Origin of the sequence: Pseudomonas sp. NFACC10-1, assembly GCF_900119195.1 — a bacterium.
Taxonomy (GTDB): Bacteria; Pseudomonadota; Gammaproteobacteria; order Pseudomonadales; family Pseudomonadaceae; genus Aquipseudomonas; species Aquipseudomonas cerasi.
In genome coordinates this window covers 571,537-588,203 of sequence record NZ_FPJB01000001.1, presented here as the reverse complement: position 1 = coordinate 588,203, position 16,667 = coordinate 571,537, and the positions used below count along the sequence as shown (strand labels likewise).

At 60.4% G+C, this 16,667-nt stretch carries 15 protein-coding genes; 6 read left to right on the top strand and 9 right to left on the bottom strand.

The window, feature by feature from the left end; translation table 11 throughout:
- The first annotated feature begins 25 nt into the window (after positions 1-25).
- The gene (locus BT119_RS02395) at positions 26-844 is read left to right on the top strand and encodes a posphoenolpyruvate synthetase regulatory kinase/phosphorylase PpsR (protein ID WP_003347114.1); all 819 of its coding nucleotides are present in this window, start codon (positions 26-28) and stop codon (positions 842-844) included.
- A 31-nt stretch (positions 845-875) separates the two neighbouring features.
- Here the strand turns inward: BT119_RS02395 and prpF are convergent, their stop codons facing one another.
- The 5 genes from prpF to BT119_RS02370 form a co-directional block, all read right to left on the bottom strand.
- Complete coding sequence (gene prpF / locus BT119_RS02390) at positions 876-2,066, bottom strand: 2-methylaconitate cis-trans isomerase PrpF (RefSeq protein WP_060707575.1); 1,191 nt, start codon at positions 2,064-2,066, stop codon at positions 876-878.
- Positions 2,067-2,202: 136 nt separating this feature from the next.
- The gene (gene acnD, locus BT119_RS02385) at positions 2,203-4,791 is read right to left on the bottom strand and encodes a Fe/S-dependent 2-methylisocitrate dehydratase AcnD (protein ID WP_003433048.1); all 2,589 of its coding nucleotides are present in this window, start codon (positions 4,789-4,791) and stop codon (positions 2,203-2,205) included.
- 69 nt (positions 4,792-4,860) lie between these two features.
- Positions 4,861-5,988 (bottom strand): bifunctional 2-methylcitrate synthase/citrate synthase, encoded by a 1,128-nt coding sequence (gene prpC, locus BT119_RS02380; RefSeq protein WP_003433049.1) that lies wholly within the window; start codon positions 5,986-5,988, stop codon positions 4,861-4,863.
- Between the two features lie 68 nt (positions 5,989-6,056).
- Positions 6,057-6,950, bottom strand: a complete 894-nt coding sequence (gene prpB / locus BT119_RS02375) for a methylisocitrate lyase (protein ID WP_003433051.1) — start codon at positions 6,948-6,950, stop codon at positions 6,057-6,059.
- The gene (locus BT119_RS02370; RefSeq protein ID WP_072364691.1) at positions 6,947-7,666 is read right to left on the bottom strand and encodes a GntR family transcriptional regulator; all 720 of its coding nucleotides are present in this window, start codon (positions 7,664-7,666) and stop codon (positions 6,947-6,949) included. Before BT119_RS02370 ends, prpB begins: the two co-directional genes overlap by 4 nt.
- Positions 7,667-7,963: 297 nt before the next feature.
- Here BT119_RS02370 and BT119_RS02365 point away from each other — a divergent pair, with 297 nt between their 5' ends.
- The 4 genes from BT119_RS02365 to pabB all read left to right on the top strand — a co-directional run bounded on the left by BT119_RS02365 (position 7,964) and on the right by pabB (position 12,436).
- Positions 7,964-8,500, top strand: coding sequence for a retropepsin-like aspartic peptidase RloA (locus tag BT119_RS02365; protein ID WP_003366834.1), 537 nt, complete (start codon positions 7,964-7,966; stop codon positions 8,498-8,500).
- Positions 8,501-8,504: 4 nt separating this feature from the next.
- Positions 8,505-10,040 carry an osmotic stress tolerance membrane protein RloB gene (locus tag BT119_RS02360; RefSeq protein WP_003433053.1) on the top strand — a complete coding sequence of 512 codons (1,536 nt, stop codon included), beginning with the start codon at positions 8,505-8,507 and terminating at the stop codon, positions 10,038-10,040.
- Entirely contained in the window at positions 10,040-11,017 is a 978-nt protein-coding gene (locus tag BT119_RS02355; protein ID WP_161428781.1) for an alpha-L-glutamate ligase-like protein, read from the top strand. The genes BT119_RS02360 and BT119_RS02355 overlap by 1 nt, the downstream gene beginning before the upstream one ends.
- A gap of 75 nt (positions 11,018-11,092) precedes the next feature.
- Complete coding sequence (gene pabB, locus BT119_RS02350) at positions 11,093-12,436, top strand: aminodeoxychorismate synthase component I (protein ID WP_054081876.1); 1,344 nt, start codon at positions 11,093-11,095, stop codon at positions 12,434-12,436.
- 43 nt (positions 12,437-12,479) lie between these two features.
- Here the strand turns inward: pabB and thrH are convergent, their stop codons facing one another.
- Complete coding sequence (thrH, locus tag BT119_RS02345; RefSeq protein WP_003366824.1) at positions 12,480-13,097, bottom strand: bifunctional phosphoserine phosphatase/homoserine phosphotransferase ThrH; 618 nt, start codon at positions 13,095-13,097, stop codon at positions 12,480-12,482.
- A gap of 139 nt (positions 13,098-13,236) precedes the next feature.
- Here thrH and BT119_RS02340 point away from each other — a divergent pair, with 139 nt between their 5' ends.
- Positions 13,237-13,971, top strand: coding sequence for a phosphoadenylyl-sulfate reductase (locus BT119_RS02340; RefSeq protein WP_072364689.1), 735 nt, complete (start codon positions 13,237-13,239; stop codon positions 13,969-13,971).
- A 78-nt stretch (positions 13,972-14,049) separates the two neighbouring features.
- Here the strand turns inward: BT119_RS02340 and cysB are convergent, their stop codons facing one another.
- From cysB to BT119_RS02325, 3 genes are all read right to left on the bottom strand, one after another.
- Positions 14,050-15,024: an HTH-type transcriptional regulator CysB gene (gene cysB, locus BT119_RS02335; RefSeq protein WP_003315705.1), complete on the bottom strand. Its 975-nt coding sequence runs from the start codon at positions 15,022-15,024 to the stop codon at positions 14,050-14,052.
- 150 nt (positions 15,025-15,174) lie between these two features.
- Positions 15,175-15,669 (bottom strand): universal stress protein, encoded by a 495-nt coding sequence (locus BT119_RS02330; protein ID WP_003433056.1) that lies wholly within the window; start codon positions 15,667-15,669, stop codon positions 15,175-15,177.
- A 76-nt stretch (positions 15,670-15,745) separates the two neighbouring features.
- Entirely contained in the window at positions 15,746-16,666 is a 921-nt protein-coding gene (locus BT119_RS02325) for a 5'-nucleotidase (RefSeq protein ID WP_003347087.1), read from the bottom strand.
- Between the last annotated feature and the right edge of the window lies 1 nt (position 16,667).

Genomic DNA, 16,667 nt, shown 5'->3' with positions numbered 1-16,667 from the left:
CAACTGCTTAAGGCCTGGGGCAAAAATGAAACGATCCGCTTTTTTCATCTCGGACGGCACGGGTATCACCGCCGAAACCCTGGGCCAGAGCCTGTTGGCACAATTTGAAAACATTACGTTCAACAAGTTCACCAGGCCCTATATCGACAGTGTCGAGAAGGCGCGGGCGATGGTACAACAAATCAATAATGCCGCCGACAAGGACGATGTGCGGCCGATCATCTTCGACACCATCGTCAATCAGGACATTCGCGAGATTCTGGCGACGTCCAATGGCTTCATGATCGATATCTTTTCGACCTTCCTGGCCCCGCTGGAGCAGGAGCTTAGTTCACACTCGTCCTACTCCGTGGGTAAATCGCATTCCATCGGGCATAACTCCAATTACATGGAGCGCATCGAGGCGGTCAACTTCGCGCTGGACAACGATGATGGCGCACGGACGCATTATTACGACAAGGCCGACATTATCCTCGTCGGCGTCTCGCGCTGCGGCAAAACCCCCACCTGTCTGTACATGGCCATGCAGTTCGGTATCCGGGCCGCCAACTATCCGCTGACCGAAGATGACATGGAGAGGCTGCAACTGCCTGCGGCGCTCAAGCAGCATCGCGAAAAGCTCTTCGGCCTGACCATCGACCCGGACCGTCTCACCGCGATTCGCCACGAGCGCAAGCCCAACAGCCGCTACTCCAGCTACGCGCAGTGCGAATTCGAGGTGCGCGAGGTGGAAAGCCTGTTCCGCCGCGAGAACATCGCGCACATCAACTCCACGCATTTTTCGGTGGAAGAAATCTCCGCCAAGGTGCTGGTCGAAAAAGGCGTGGAGCGACGTTTCAAATAGACGCTGCGGTCACCCCGCCAAACTGATCACTTCACTCGCCTGACTGCGGCACACGTACCCAGCCTTCCATCAGCACTCGGGCGCTGCGGCTCATCAGGGCCTTGGTGACTTTCCAGTCACCGCCCTCCTGAACAGCCTGGGCGCCGACTCGCAATGTGCCGGAGGGATGGCCAAAGCTGACCGCACTGCGCGCCTGACCGCCAGCGGCCAGATTGACCAGCGTGCCCGGAATGGCTGCTGCCGTACCGATGGCTACCGCAGCCGTACCCATCATCGCGTGGTGCAGCTTGCCCATCGACACGGCGCGCACCAGCAGCTCGATATCCTGCGCAGCGACAGGCTTGCCACTCGACGCCAGGTAATCGGCAGGCGCCGCCACAAAAGCCACTTTGGGTGTGTGCTGGCGTGCGGCAGCTTCATCGATGTTGCCAATCAGGCCCATCCGCACGGCACCGTAGGCGCGGATGGCCTCCAGACGGGCCAGCGCCTGCGGGTCAGCGTTGATATCGCCCTGCAACTCAGTGCCGGTATAGCCGATGTCAGCAGCGTTGACAAAAATCGTCGGAATGCCGGCATTGATCATGGTCGCTTTCAGAAGGCCGATACCGGGCACTTCCAGATCGTCCACCAGATTGCCAGTGGGGAACATCGAGCCGCCCGCGCCCTCTTCGTCCGCCGCCGGGTCAAGAAACTCCAGTGGCACTTCGGCTGCCGGGAAGGTCACGCCATCCAGCTCGAAATCGCCGGTTTCCTGCACCGCGCCGTTGCTGATCGGCACATGGGCGATGATGGTCTTGCCGATGTTGGCCTGCCAGATACGCACCACCGCAACGCCGTCCTGCGGAACGCGGTCAGGGTCGACCAGACCGCTCGTAATCGCGAATGGCCCCACGGCCGCTGACAGGTTGCCGCAATTGCCGCTCCAGTCGACAAACGGCTTGTCGATGGACACCTGGCCGAACAGGTAATCGACATCGTGGTCGGGCCTGCTGCTGCGCGACACAATCACGCTCTTGCTGGTACTCGACGTCGCGCCGCCCATGCCATCGATCTGCTTTTCATAGGGGTCAGGGCTGCCGATGACTCGCAGAAGCAACGCATCCCGCGCCGACCCCGGAATCTGTGCGGCTTCAGGCAGATCCGTCAGCCTGAAAAACACACCCTTGCTGGTGCCACCACGCATGTAGGTGGCCGGGATGCGGATCTGGGGTAAATGAGCCATGAATTCGTTGTCCTGTTCAAAGAGCGCGCTGCGCGCTCAAAATCGGACGCAGAGCGTCCAGAACTGCATGCCCACGCGGAGCATGAGCACGATAGTGCTCCTGCGCACGCTTATCGTTCTTCACGCTCCAGCGTAGCTACGATGCAGTAGCCTCCAGAAAATCCTGAGCAAAACGCTGCAACACGCCGCCCGCCTCATAAATAGAAAGCTCTTCAGCAGTGTCCAGACGGCATGTCACCGGCACCTCGACGCGTTCGCCGTTACGGCGCTGAATCACCAGCGTCAATGTCGCGCGCGGTGTGCGCTGGCCGATCACATCGAAGGTTTCGCTGCCATCGATACCCAGAGTCAGACGGCTGGTGCCGGGCTTGAACTCCAGCGGCAGCACGCCCATGCCGACCAGGTTGGTGCGGTGAATACGCTCGAAACCTTCTGCAGCAATCGCTTCGACGCCCGCCAGCCTGACGCCTTTGGCCGCCCAGTCACGGGATGAGCCCTGCCCATAGTCGGCACCGGCAATAATGATCAACGGCTGCTTGCGCGCCATGTAGGTTTCGATGGCTTCCCACATGCGCGTGACCACGCCTTCGGGTTCGATGCGGGTCAGCGAGCCTTTCCTGACCTTGCCATCGACCACTGCCATCTCGTTGACCAGTTGCGGGTTGGCAAAGGTCGCGCGCTGGGCGGTCAGGTGGTCGCCCCGATGGGTCGCGTAGGAGTTGAAGTCTTCTTCCGGCAGTCCCATTTTCGCCAGGTACTCGCCGGCCGCACTGTCGAGCATGATCGCGTTGGACGGCGACAGGTGATCGGTGGTGATGTTGTCCGGCAGCACGGCGAGAGCCCGCATGCCCTTGAGCGTACGTTCTCCGGCCAATGCGCCTTCCCAGTAGGGCGGGCGACGGATGTAGGTGCTCATCGGACGCCAGTCGTACAGCGGCTCGACCTTCGGCCCGCTGTGTTCTTCGATGGCAAACATCGGGATATAGACCTGACGGAACTGCTCGGGCTTGACCGACGCCTGCACGACCGCATCAATCTCTTCATCGCTCGGCCAGATGTCCTTGAGACGGATTTCCCGGCCCTCGGCGACGCCCAGCACATCGTTTTCTATATCGAAGCGGATGGTCCCGGCAATGGCATACGCCACCACCAGGGGCGGCGAGGCCAAAAAGGCCTGCTTGGCATAGGGGTGAATACGCCCGTCGAAATTACGGTTACCGGACAAGACCGCCGTGGCGTACAGGTCGCGGTCGATGATTTCCTGCTGGATCAGCGGATCGAGCGCGCCGGACATGCCATTGCAGGTGGTGCAGGCAAAGGCCACGACGCCAAAACCCAGTTGCTCCAGCTCCGAGGTCAGCCCTGCTGCGTCCAGGTATAGCGCCACGGTTTTCGAGCCGGGTGCCAGCGATGATTTCACCCACGGCTTGCGCAGCAGCCCCAGGCGGTTGGCGTTGCGTGCCAGCAGACCGGCGGCAATGACGTTGCGCGGGTTGCTGGTGTTGGTGCAACTTGTGATCGCCGCGATGATCACCGCGCCGTCGGGCATCTGCCCCGGCACCTCGTCCCATTGCCCGGCAATACCTCTGGCCGCCAGATCGGCGGTGGCAACCCGCGCATGAGGGTTGGAGGGCCCGGCCATGTTGCGCACCACACTGGACAGGTCGAAACTCAGCACCCGCTCGTAGTGCACCTCGCTGAGGCTGTCCGACCAAAGGCCAGTGTGCCGGGCATACAGCTCGACCAGTTTGACCTGCTCGTCCTCGCGCCCTGTCAAACGCAGGTAGTCGATGGTTTGCGAGTCAATGGAGAACATCGCCGCCGTCGCGCCGTATTCGGGCGCCATGTTGGAGATCGTCGCCCGGTCGCCCAGGGTCAGGCTCGACGCGCCTGCGCCATAGAACTCCAGGTAAGCGCCAACCACCTTCTGTTGGCGCAGGTATTCGGTCAGCGCGAGCACTACGTCGGTGGCGGTGATGCCTGGCTGGCGGCGCCCGGTCAGTTCGACACCAATGATGTCCGGCAGGCGCATCCACGAGGCGCGCCCGAGCATGACGTTTTCGGCCTCGAGCCCGCCGACGCCGATGGCAATCACGCCGAGGGCGTCGACGTGCGGCGTGTGGCTGTCCGTGCCCACCAGTGTGTCGGGAAAGGCTACGCCGTCGAGCACCTGCACCACCGGCGACATTTTCTCCAGATTGATCTGGTGCATGATGCCGTTGCCCGGCGGGATCACTTCGACGTTCTTGAACGCCTGCTTGGTCCAGTCAATGAAATGAAAACGGTCTTCGTTGCGACGGTCTTCAATGGCGCGGTTCTTGGCGAACGCCTGCGGGTCGTTACCGTCGGACTCCACTGCCAGCGAGTGGTCGACGATCAATTGCACCGGAACCACCGGGTTGACCAGCGCAGGATCGCCACCCTGCGAAGCGATCGCGTCGCGCAGTCCGGCAAGGTCGACCAACGCGGTCTGACCCAGAATGTCGTGGCAGACCACACGTGCCGGGAACCAGGGAAAATCCAGATCACGCTTGCGCTCGATAAGCTGGGTCAACGAGGCATTCAAGGTCGCCGGATCACAACGGCGCACCAGGTTCTCGGCCAGCACCCGCGAGGTGTAGGGCAGCGTGGCATAGGCGCCGGGCTTGAGCGCCTCGACGGCCGCCCGAGCGTCGAAATAATCCAGTCGGGTGCCAGGGAGCGGTTTGCGAAATTCACTGTTCATTGCGGGACTCGATCACGGAGTGTTCGGAATACGGGTGGGGAGCTCGTCGGCGGCTCCCCTGCCCCCTTTTCAGCGCTGTTCCAAGGGTACGAACGCGCGCTGTTCGACGCCGATGTACTCGGCGCTCGGGCGAATGATGCGGTTATTGGCACGCTGTTCGAAAACGTGAGCGGCCCAGCCGGTCAGGCGTGAGCAGACGAAGATCGGGGTGAACAGCTTGGTCGGGATGCCCATGAAGTGATACGCCGACGCATGGTAGAAGTCGGCGTTGGGGAACAGTTTCTTCTGCTCCCACATGACCTTGTCGATGGCCTCGGAAACCGGGAACAGCACCGTATCGCCCACTTCGTCAGCGAGTTTCTTCGACCAGCCCTTGATCACCTCGTTGCGCGGGTCGGACTCCTTGTAGATCGCATGGCCAAAGCCCATGATCTTTTCCTTGCGTTCCAGCATGCCCAGCGTGCCTTTGGTGGCCTCTTCAGCCGAGGCGAAGCGCTGAATCATTTCCATTGCAGCCTCGTTGGCACCACCGTGCAGCGGGCCGCGCAAGGTGCCGATGGCGGCTGTGACGCAGGAATACAGGTCCGACAGCGTCGACGCGCAGACGCGGGCGGTGAAGGTCGAGGCATTGAATTCGTGCTCGGCGTACAGAATCAGCGAGACGTCCATGACCTTGCGGTGCAGCTCACTGGGCGCCTTGTCGAGCAACAGGTGCAGAAAATGCCCGCCGATGGAGTCTTCTGCGGAGGTGCAGTCGATACGCTTGCCGTCATGACTGAAGCGATACCAGTAGCACATGATCGCCGGGAACGCTGCGAGCAGACGGTCGGTTGAGTCGCGCTGCTGATCGAAGCTGCGCTCCGGCTCCAGGGTGCCGAGCATGGAGGCACCCGTGCGCATGACATCCATCGGGTGAGTGTCGGCGGGTATGCGTTCCAGCACTTCCTTCAAGGCCTGCGGCAGGTCGCGCAGGCCCTTGAGTTTGTCCATATAGGCAGACAATTCGGCTTTATCAGGCAGTTCGCCGTACAGCAGCAGATAGGCAACTTCTTCAAAGCGAGCTTCGGCGGCCAGATCGCGCACATCATAGCCGCGATAGGTCAGCCCGGCACCGGCCATGCCCACCGTGGACAACGCCGTCTGCCCGGCCACCTGCCCGCGTAGTCCGGCACCACTCAATACTTTTGCTTCAGCCATGGTTTTCTCCAATTTTGTTTTTGTGTGACTGGACGCGGAGCGCGGGGACGAGTGTCAGCCTGCCCCTTTCAGCCCTTCTTCTGCGCAAACAGCGCATCCAGCTTCTGCTCGAATGTGTGGTAATCGATCGCGTCATACAGCTCCATGCGCGTCTGCATACTGTCGATCACGTTTTTCTGGCTGCCGTCACGGCGGATCGCGCCGTAGACATTTTCCGCAGCCTTGTTCATCGCACGGAATGCGGAAAGCGGGTACAGCACCAGCGACACGTCCGCCTCGCGCAGCTCATCGACCGTAAACAACGGCGTGGCGCCAAACTCGGTGATGTTGGCGAGGATCGGCACACCTGCACGGTTGGCGAATTGCTTGTACATTGCCAGTTCGGTGATGGCCTCGGGGAACACCATATCCGCGCCGGCTTCAATACAGGCAGCGGCACGCTCCAGCGCCGACTCCAGCCCTTCAACCGCCAACGCATCGGTACGCGCCATGATCACGAAGCTGTCGTCAGTCCGGGCATCCACGGCAGCCTTGATCCGGTCGACCATTTCCTGCTGAGAGACAATTTCCTTGTTGGGACGATGCCCGCAACGCTTGGCACCCACCTGATCCTCAATGTGAATCGCCGCCGCTCCGGCCTTGATCATCGAGCGCACGGTACGCGCCACATTGAAAGCCGAAGAACCGAAACCGGTGTCGACATCCACCAGCAACGGCAGGTCGCAAACGTCGGTGATACGCCGCACATCGATCAGCACGTCTTCAAGACCGGTGATTCCCAGGTCCGGAATGCCCAGTGATCCCGCCGCGACTCCGCCGCCAGATAGATAAATGGCCTTGAACCCGGCACGTTTGGCGAGCAGTGCGTGGTTGGCATTGATCGCGCCGACCACTTGCAGCGGCTGTTCGCTGGCGACTGCGTCGCGGAAACGCTGGCCGGGAGTGCTGTTGTTATGACTCATTGTTTACCTCGGTCGGAAGTCGTCTGGGAAGCCGCCTGATAATGGCGCTCGATGTTACGTCTGGACGCGCCGATATGGCGGCGCATCAACAATTCGGCCAGCTCACCGTCGCGGTCGGCGATGGCGTCGAGAATGCGGTGATGTTCGGCAAAGGCCTGGCGAGGCCGGTTGGGCGTGGTGGAATACTGAATGCGGTACATGCGCACCAACTGGTACAGCTCGCCACAGAGCATCTGGCTGAGGGTGCGATTGCCGCTGCCCTGGATGATGCGATAGTGAAAGTCGAAATCGCCCTCTTGCTGGTAATAGCCGATACCTGCCTGAAAGGCGACATCGCGCTCATGGGTATCCAGAACGCCGCGCAGCTCGTCGATTTCGGCCTGGGTCATGCGTTCGGCGGCCAGACGACAGGCCATACCCTCCAGTGACTCGCGAATTTCATAGAGTTCGATCAGTTCGGCATGACTGAGCGACACCACCCGGGCGCCCACATGCGGCACACGAACCACCAGTCGCTGCCCTTCGAGCCGGTGAATCGCTTCGCGCAGCGGCCCGCGACTGATGCCATAGGTGCGAGCCAGTTCCGGCTCGGAAATCTTGCTGCCGGGGGCAATCTCGCCTTTCACGATAGCCGATTGAATGCGTCGGAAAACGTTCTCGGAGAGGGTTTCCGAGTCGTCGGCAACCGTCATTGTTTTTTCGACCACATTCAGCATTGTCGACACCTCATGGCTATATGCGCTCAAATCTAGTCATATTTAGTCAATCCGTCAAAGCCAAACCCAGCATTGTCGACAATCAGTCAAAGCGGGTGAACTCTGCTCGACAACGCAACCTGAACAGCTACACAGGTTGATCACTGGCAGCCGCAGGGCTTCATGCTAGAATGCGTCGCGTCCGTACAGCGCGCTCCGCAGCGGAGCCAGCGACTGCGAACCGCCTGCCCTACTATCATCAGGTCAATTCCATTTGCGCCCTGACCCTGAAGTTGTTCGCTCATCGCGCCAGGATTTATGAGACTGACTACCCTCCCCACACTGCTCAGCCTTCTGTTTTTGCCCGGCCTGACCCTGGCCGCCAACAAGACAGTCTATGGCCTCAACGAATACGCCCGGCTGATCGAAATCGATATCGAGATCGCCGCCAAGCTCGACACCGGTGCCAAGACCGCCTCGCTGAGCGCCCGCGACATCAAACATTTCAAGCGCGATGGCGAAAGCTGGGTGCGTTTCTATCTGGCCAGCGACAGCAAGCATGTACACCCCATCGAACGCCCCCTGGCGCGGGTCAGCAAGATCAAGCGGCGTGCCGACGATCTCGACCCGGATGACGACAATCGCTATTCGTCACGCCCGGTGATCAGCCTCGATATCTGCATGGGTGAATCTTTACGCACCATAGAAGTGAACTTGACTGACCGAAGTGCTTTCCAATACCCGCTTTTGATCGGCTCCGAAGCCTTGAAACGCTTTGATGCGCTGGTCGATCCAAGTCTTAAATATGCGGCAGGGAAGCCCGGCTGCGCTTCCGTCGCTCAAAACGCAGAGTAAATCCATGCGCTCTCTTACACTCCATCTGAAGATCCTGATCACTGCCCTGGTGACCCTCGGCATCGCGATCACGGCCTATCAGATTCTGGCGCTGGGCATACCCGTCAGCGAAGACGAAACCGATGACCTGTGGAATATCGACGCCAAAGTCGAATTCGTCGCCAATCCCAAGGATTCGGTGAAGGTACAGATGTTCGTGCCGCCGCTCGCCCACGACTACATCAGCCTCAATGAAAGCTTCATCTCGAACAATTACGGCGTCAGCGTCAACCGCGCCGACGGCAACCGCAAGGTCACCTGGTCGGCCCGTCGCGCCACCGGCAACCAGACCCTCTACTACCGACTGGTGCTGACCAAGCGTTACAGCGGTGAAAAACCCAAGGTCAAAGGGCCTATCTTTCGCGACAGCATGACCGTCGAAGGCCCGGAAAAGATCGCCGCCGAAGCACTGCTGGCGCCCATTCGCCAGCATTCGGCGGACGTGGAGACCTTCATTACCGAGGCCATCAAGCGCGTCAACAACCTGAATGACGATAACGTCAAACTGCTGCTGGCCGGTGATAACTCGGCGTCCAACAAGGCTCGGGTCACCGAACTGCTGCTGTCGATCGCCCACGTACCGCTGGAAAAAGCCCACACCATTCGCCTGGATGCCGAGCAGCAGACGCCGGAACTCTGGCTGCGCAGCTTCAACGGCAAGGAATGGCTGTACTTCAATCCCGACACCGGTGAAGCCGGCCTGCCGGATGACCGCCTGCTCTGGTGGACCGGCGAGGAAGGCCTGGTCAGCGTCGAAGGCGGCAAGAAGGTGCAAGTCACGTTCAGCCTCAACAACAGTGAAATGAACGCGATGCGGCTCGCCAAACTGACCGATGCCAGCACCGATTCGGACTTCCTGGCCTATTCGCTGTACGGCTTGCCGCTGCAAACCCAGCAGACCTTCATGATCATGGTCATGATCCCGATTGGCGTGCTGGTCATCCTGATCCTGCGCAACCTGATTGGCCTGCAGACACTGGGCACCTTCACCCCCGTGCTGATTGCGCTGGCATTCCGTGAAACGCAACTGGGCTTCGGCATTGCACTGTTTACCGTGATCACGGCGCTGGGCTTGTCCCTGCGCTCGTATCTGGAGCACCTGAAACTGCAAATGCTGCCGCGCCTGTCGGTGGTACTGACCTTCGTCGTGGTGCTGATCGCGGCCATCAGCCTGTTCAGCCACAAGCTCGGGCTGGAGCGCGGCCTGTCGGTTGCGCTGTTCCCGATGGTGATTCTGACCATGACCATCGAGCGCCTGTCGATCACCTGGGAAGAGCGCGGTGGCAGCCATGCCATGAAGGTCGCCATCGGGACGCTGTTCGCCGCGTCGCTGGCGCACCTGATCATGAGCGTGCCGGAACTGACCTATTTCGTCTTCACCTTCCCCGCAGTGCTGCTGATACTGGTCGGCTTCATGCTGGCAATGGGCAGATACCGTGGCTACCGGCTGACCGAGCTGATGCGCTTCAAGGCATTCCTGAAAGAGGAAAAGGCCAAGTGATCGGCTGGTGGAAGACCTGGAAGGCGCTCGAAGCGCGCGGCATCATGGGCATCAATCGACGTAACGCCGACTATGTGCTCAAGTACAACAAGCGCAGCCTCTATCCGATCGTCGATGACAAGATCATCACCAAGGAGCGAGCCATCGCCGCAGGCATTCATGTGCCGGAGATGTACGGCGTGATTTCCACGGAAAAGGAAATCGACAGGCTCGACGAGATCATCGGCGCGCACCGCGACTTCGTGATCAAACCTGCACAGGGCGCAGGCGGCGATGGCATTCTGGTGATCGCCGACCGTTTCGAGGAACGCTTTCGCACCGTCTCGGGACGCATCATCAGCCACTCGGAAATCGAGCATCAGGTTTCCAGCATTCTCACTGGCCTGTATTCCCTGGGCGGTCACCGCGACCGGGCGCTGATCGAGTACCGGGTCGTACCGGACCCGATCTTCAAAAGCATCAGTTACGAAGGCGTACCGGACATCCGCATCATCGTGCTGATGGGTTATCCGGTGATGGCCATGCTGCGCTTGCCTACCCGTCAATCAGGCGGCAAGGCTAACCTCCACCAAGGCGCCATTGGCGTAGGTGTGGACCTGGCCACCGGTGTCACCCTGCAAGGAACGTGGCTGAACAACATCATCAGCAAGCACCCGGACACCACCCACTCGGTGGATGGCGTGCAATTGCCCAACTGGGACGGCTTCATGAAGCTTGCCGCCGAGTGCTACGAGTTGTGCGGCCTGGGCTACATCGGCGTCGACATGGTGCTGGACCAGGACAAAGGCCCGTTGATTCTGGAGCTCAACGCCCGTCCCGGTCTGAATATTCAGATCGCCAACGACAGTGGCCTGACCCATCGCACTCAGGCCGTCGAGGCGCGTCTGGAGCAACTGGCTCTTGAAGGACGCCACGAATCGGCGCAGGAGCGGGTCAGCTTTGTCCAGGACCTGTTCGGCCACGTGCCCGGCGCCTGAACCGACATACCGCTAGGACTGCCGCACCGGCAAGGCTACAATCGCCAGCCGCGTTTCCAAGACCGATATTCGACGATGCCGATCTGCTCGATACACCCCCTGCCCTACAGCGCCGACCCGATCGCGTTCTTTGCGCGAATCCGCGAAGCGCCGGGTGCGGTGCTGCTCGACAGCGGCAGGCCAGCAGCCGTTCGGGGCCGACATGACCTGCTCAGCGCATGGCCGCTGCAGGAACTGAGCGTAACCGATGACGAGGACGGGGCTGCCTATCTCCAGCGCTTGCGCGACAGTCTCGAGGCGCTCGGCACAGCACAGCTGCCTGACGGATGCGAACTGCCCTTCGCTGGCGGCCTGATCGGTTATCTGAGCTATGAATTCGGTCGACGCCTGGAGCCTTTGCCGGATCAGGCCATTGACGACCTGCAACTGCCCGAGGCCCGTCTGGGGCTCTACGCCTGGGCGCTGATCAGTGATCATCAGGAGCAGACCAGCCAGCTGATTTTTCACCCGTCCCTGGCCACACGCGAGCGCAAACGGCTGATTGAGCTGTTCTCTGTCGATGTCCCTGAGCCGCACGCGGAGTTCCGCCTCAGCCAGCCGTTTCAAGCCAGCATCAGCGCGGATCACTATCGCCAGGCTTTCCAACGAATTCAGGCCTACATTCAGGCTGGTGACTGCTATCAGGTGAACTTCGCACAACGCTTTCAGGCGCAGTGCGCTGGTGACCCGTGGGCCGCTTATTGTGCACTGCGAGCGGCTTGCCCGACGCCGTTCGCCGGCTACCTGAGCCTGCCGGGAGCCGATGCGATTCTGAGTCTTTCGCCGGAGCGCTTCGTGCGGGTCAGCGCCCGGCAGGTCGAAACCCGCCCGATCAAAGGCACTCGCCCCCGTAGCGCGGACCCCGCGCAGGATGCCGCCTTCGCCGCCGAACTGCTGGCCAGCGAGAAGGATCGCGCAGAAAACCTGATGATCGTCGATTTACTGCGTAACGACCTGGGCCGCAGTTGCCGCATCGGCTCGGTGAAAGTCCCCGAGCTGTTCAGCCTCGAAAGCTACCCCAATGTGCACCACCTGGTGAGCAGCGTGACCGGCGAGCTGGCCGCTGGCAACGATGCACTGGACCTGATCGGCGGCAGCTTTCCCGGCGGCTCGATCACGGGTGCGCCGAAGATCCGCGCCATGCAGATCATCGACGAGCTGGAGCCGACCCGTCGCAGCCTGTATTGCGGCTCGCTGATGTACCTGGACGTGCGCGGCGAGATGGACAGTTCGATCGCTATCCGCAGCCTGCTGGTCAAGGACGGACAGATTTCCTGCTGGGGCGGTGGCGGCATCGTCGCCGATTCCGACTGCGACGCCGAGTATCAGGAAACTTTCACCAAGGTTCGTGTGCTACTGGAGACGCTTGAGGCGCTCTGAGATCCAGCTTCTGTGGGAACGAAGCGCCGGGAGTTCGCCCCGCCTATAGCATCAGATCCCGATTCGAGGCCTTGATGAATTCCTTTTTCAGGTCATCGAACGTGTGCACCGCCGGAAACTGCGGGAATTCGCGGATCACGTTATTGGGAGCGTGGAACAGGATACCGGCGTCGGCCTCGCCCAGCATGGTCGTGTCGTTGTACGAATCACCGGCAGCAATAACCCGGTAATACAGGCTCTTGAAGGCCAGCACCGACTGACGCTTGGGGTCTTTCTGGCGTAACTGGTAACTGACCACCCGATCGGTCTCGTCAGTGATCAGACGATGACACAGCAGGGTCGGAAAACCCAGTTGACGCATCAGTGGCTGAGAGAACTCATAGAAAGTGTCCGAGAGAATCACCACCTGAAACCGCTCACGCAGCCAGTCGACAAACTCCACGGCGCCCTCCAGCGGCTTGAGGGTGCCGATCACTGCCTGAATGTCCGCCAGTTTCAGACCGTGCTCATCAAGAATGCGCAGGCGCTGCGTCATCAGCACGTCGTAATCGGGAATGTCCCGCGTGGTGGCACGCAGCGATTCGATACCTGTTTTTTCGGCAAAGGCGATCCAGATTTCCGGGACCAGTACCCCTTCGAGGTCCAGACAGGCAATTTCCACAACACACTCCTCAGACCATTCACGCTCGACGGAAGCGGCACTCTAGCCGCTGGCAACGGCCACTGAACAGCGGATTTTGTTACCATTGCCGCCATCACGAGCGCTTAAGCGCCACTCTTGCATTTTAGGAAGCCGCCTGATGAGCCAACCTTTCGACGTCGCTGAACTGGCGACGACCTATGCGAACAAGTCTGCACAAGACATTCTGAAGCTGGCCTTCGAACACTTCGGCGAAGACCTGTGGATCTCGTTCAGCGGTGCCGAGGACGTGGTTCTGGTCGACATGGCCTGGAAGCTGAACAAGAACGTCAAGGTCTTCAGCCTGGACACCGGGCGCCTGCACGCGGAAACCTATCGTTTCATCGAACAGGTCCGCGAGCACTACAAGATCGAGATCGAGATCGTTTCGCCCGACCACAGCAAACTCGAACCTTTCGTCAAGGAAAAGGGCCTGTTCAGCTTTTACCGGGACGGTCACGGCGAATGCTGCGGCATCCGCAAGATCGAGCCGCTGCGTCGCAAACTGTCTGGCGTCAGCGCCTGGGCAACCGGCCAGCGCCGTGATCAGAGCCCCGGCACGCGCAGTGCCGTTGCTGCAGTGGAAGTCGACAGCGCATTTTCGACGCCCGAGCGCACGCTGTACAAATTCAACCCGTTGGCACAGATGAGCAGCGAGGAAATCTGGGGCTACATCCGCATGCTGGAGCTGCCCTATAACAGCCTGCACGAGCGCGGCTTCATCAGCATCGGCTGCGAACCCTGCACCCGCCCGGTACTGCCGAACCAGCACGAACGCGAAGGTCGCTGGTGGTGGGAGGAAGCCACGCAGAAGGAATGCGGGCTGCATGCGGGCAACCTGATAGCGCGCAACTGACGCAGCCAGAGGCACGCCTCGACCTGCAAGCTACAAGTCAACGCGCGTCCGGCGCTGACTTGCAGCTTGCCGCTGCTCCTAGTGCACCGGCAACTCGACGTTGGCAAACAGCTCTTCCATTTCCTGCTTGTTATGGCACTGAATCGCCTTGGCCATGACTTCGCGGGTCAGGTGCGGTGCGAATTTCTCGATGAAATCGCACATGAAACCACGCAGGAAGGTGCCGCGACGGAAAGCGATTTTTGTCACGCTGGACTCGAACAGGTCACTGGCATCGAGCACCACCAGGTCGCTGTCCACTGCCTCGTCTATCGCCATTCTTGCCACGATGCCCACGCCCAGATTCAGCCTGACGTAGGTCTTGATCACGTCGGCATCCGCCGCCGTAAACACGACCTTGGGCACCAGCCCGCGATGGCTGAACGCCTCGTCCAGCTTGGAACGGCCGGTAAAGCCGAAGACGTAAGTCACGATCGGGTATTCGGCGAGCAATTCCAGCGTCAGCTTCGGTGCCTTGGTCAACGGGTGCCCCTGCGGCACGACAATGCAACGGTTCCAGCGATAGCACGGCATCATCACCAGATCGCTGAACTGCTCGAGGGCCTCGGTGGCGATGGCAAAATCAACCGTCCCGTCAGCCGCCATTTCGGCGATCTGCATCGGTGATCCCTGATGCATGTGCAGCGCGACATCTGGGTATTGCTTGATGAAGTTGCTGATTACCGGCGGCAAGGCATAACGCGCCTGGGTGTGAGTGGTGGCGATCGACAGCGTGCCCTTCTTCTCGTTGGAGAACTCCTGGGCAATCTGCTTGATGCTCTCGACCTTGCGCAGGATCTCGCCCGCTGTGGTGATGATGCGCTCGCCTGCCGGTGTCACACGCGTCAGGTGCTTGCCACTGCGGGCGAAAACCTCGACGCCCAGCTCGTCTTCAAGCAGGCGGATCTGCTTGCTGATACCGGGCTGGGAGGTGTAAAGGCTCTGGGCCGTCGCGGAAACGTTGAGGTCGTGGTGCGCCACTTCCCAAATGTAGCGCAGTTGTTGGAGCTTCATATGTATCCCTCAAAGCAGATAAACCCTATGGGTATCGGCGACGGTATATAACTGGATTAATGGTGAGACGAATAATTCTAGAACTTTTTATCACCTTTGTAAGGTGATCGCACGCTCGATTTCATTAAAACCACCAATTGGACCTTCCCTCTACCCCCGCCCCTTTTTCAACATCATCGGAACCATGTAGACCGGCACGTCGGAAAACTGCAGGACCCTGGCAGCCGTGCGGCCTATAGAGGTGCCCTCTTCCATCCTGCGGCTGTGACTGCCGACCACCAGCAAATCCACATTCAGCCTGTGCGCCTGTTCGAGAATCACGCTGGCAGGCTCGCCCTGAACGACACGCACCGTACGAATCAGGGAAAGGTCCGAGTGCCCTTCGCCCAGTTCTTCACGAAACCCGTCGAGCATTCGTTGCTCTATTCCACTCAGAAACGCATTCACACCCTTGCCGCGAAGCTCTTTCAACGCTTCCTCGCCCAGGTAACTCTGCAGCACCGACTCGGCGAACAGGCCCAAAGGCTCGACGACATGGATAACGTACAGCTCGGCGTTGAACGTTCGAGCCAGCGCCAGCGCGTGCTGCGTTACATAAGGCGCGTACAGACCGAGGTCTGCGGCATACAGCATCGAACGGACCATACAACCTCCCATACAACCGGAATGGCGGAGATTGACTCAGCGTAGCAGCGCATCCTCGGCTGCGACGGCGGACTTCTCAGCCCCCGTCGGCAAGTGGCACTATTTCGTTGCTGATGCCGTGCGGAACGTGCCCCGTCGCCACCACATCACGCGCCTTCTCGCAATGGCCGGGCTGATCGTCGAAAAACACATCGGCGGCGAACGCTTCAAGAAAGGCCGACTTTTGCAAGCCACCGAGAAACAGCGACTCGTCCAGACGAATGTCCCATTCGCGCAAGGTGCGGATCACGCGCTCATGGGCAGGTGCCGAGCGAGCCGTGACCAGCGCGGTGCGAATCGGGCAGCTCGCGTCGGGAAACTCGCGCTGCAGTTGATTGAGTGCGGCGAGAAACGGCTTGAAGGGACCGCCGCGCAACGGCTCGCGAGCCCACTCACGCTCGCTGGCCTGAAAGGCCGCCAGCCCGCCGCTCTGGTACACCCGCTCTGATTCGTCGGAAAACAACACAGCGTCGCCATCGAAGGCAATCCGCAGCTCGGCGCTGGCTGCACGCCGTGCGCCACCCGAAAGGATGGTCGCGGCCGCAAACCCCGCATCCAGGGCGCTGCGCACATCCTCGGCATGCGTGGAGAGAAACAGGTGGCAGCCAAACGCTGCGAGATACGGGTAAGGACTGCGTCCGCCAGCAAAGGCGGCGCGGCTGATGTCGAGGCCATAATGCTGAATCGAGTTGAAAACCCGCAGGCCGGTATCGGCACTGTTGCGTGACACCAGCACCACTTCGACGCGCGCCTTTTGCAGACTGGCATTGAGGCTCAGGAGTTTTTCGACCAGCGGGAACGCATCGCCCTGCGCGAGAATTTCATCCTCATGCTCGATCTGATACTTGCGGTAGGCCTCGACCCCATCGGCCATGTACACCTCATGACTGTCGCGCAGATCGAACAGCGCGCGCGATGAAATCGCCAGTACCAGCTTGTGGTCTTCAGCTTCTGTCATG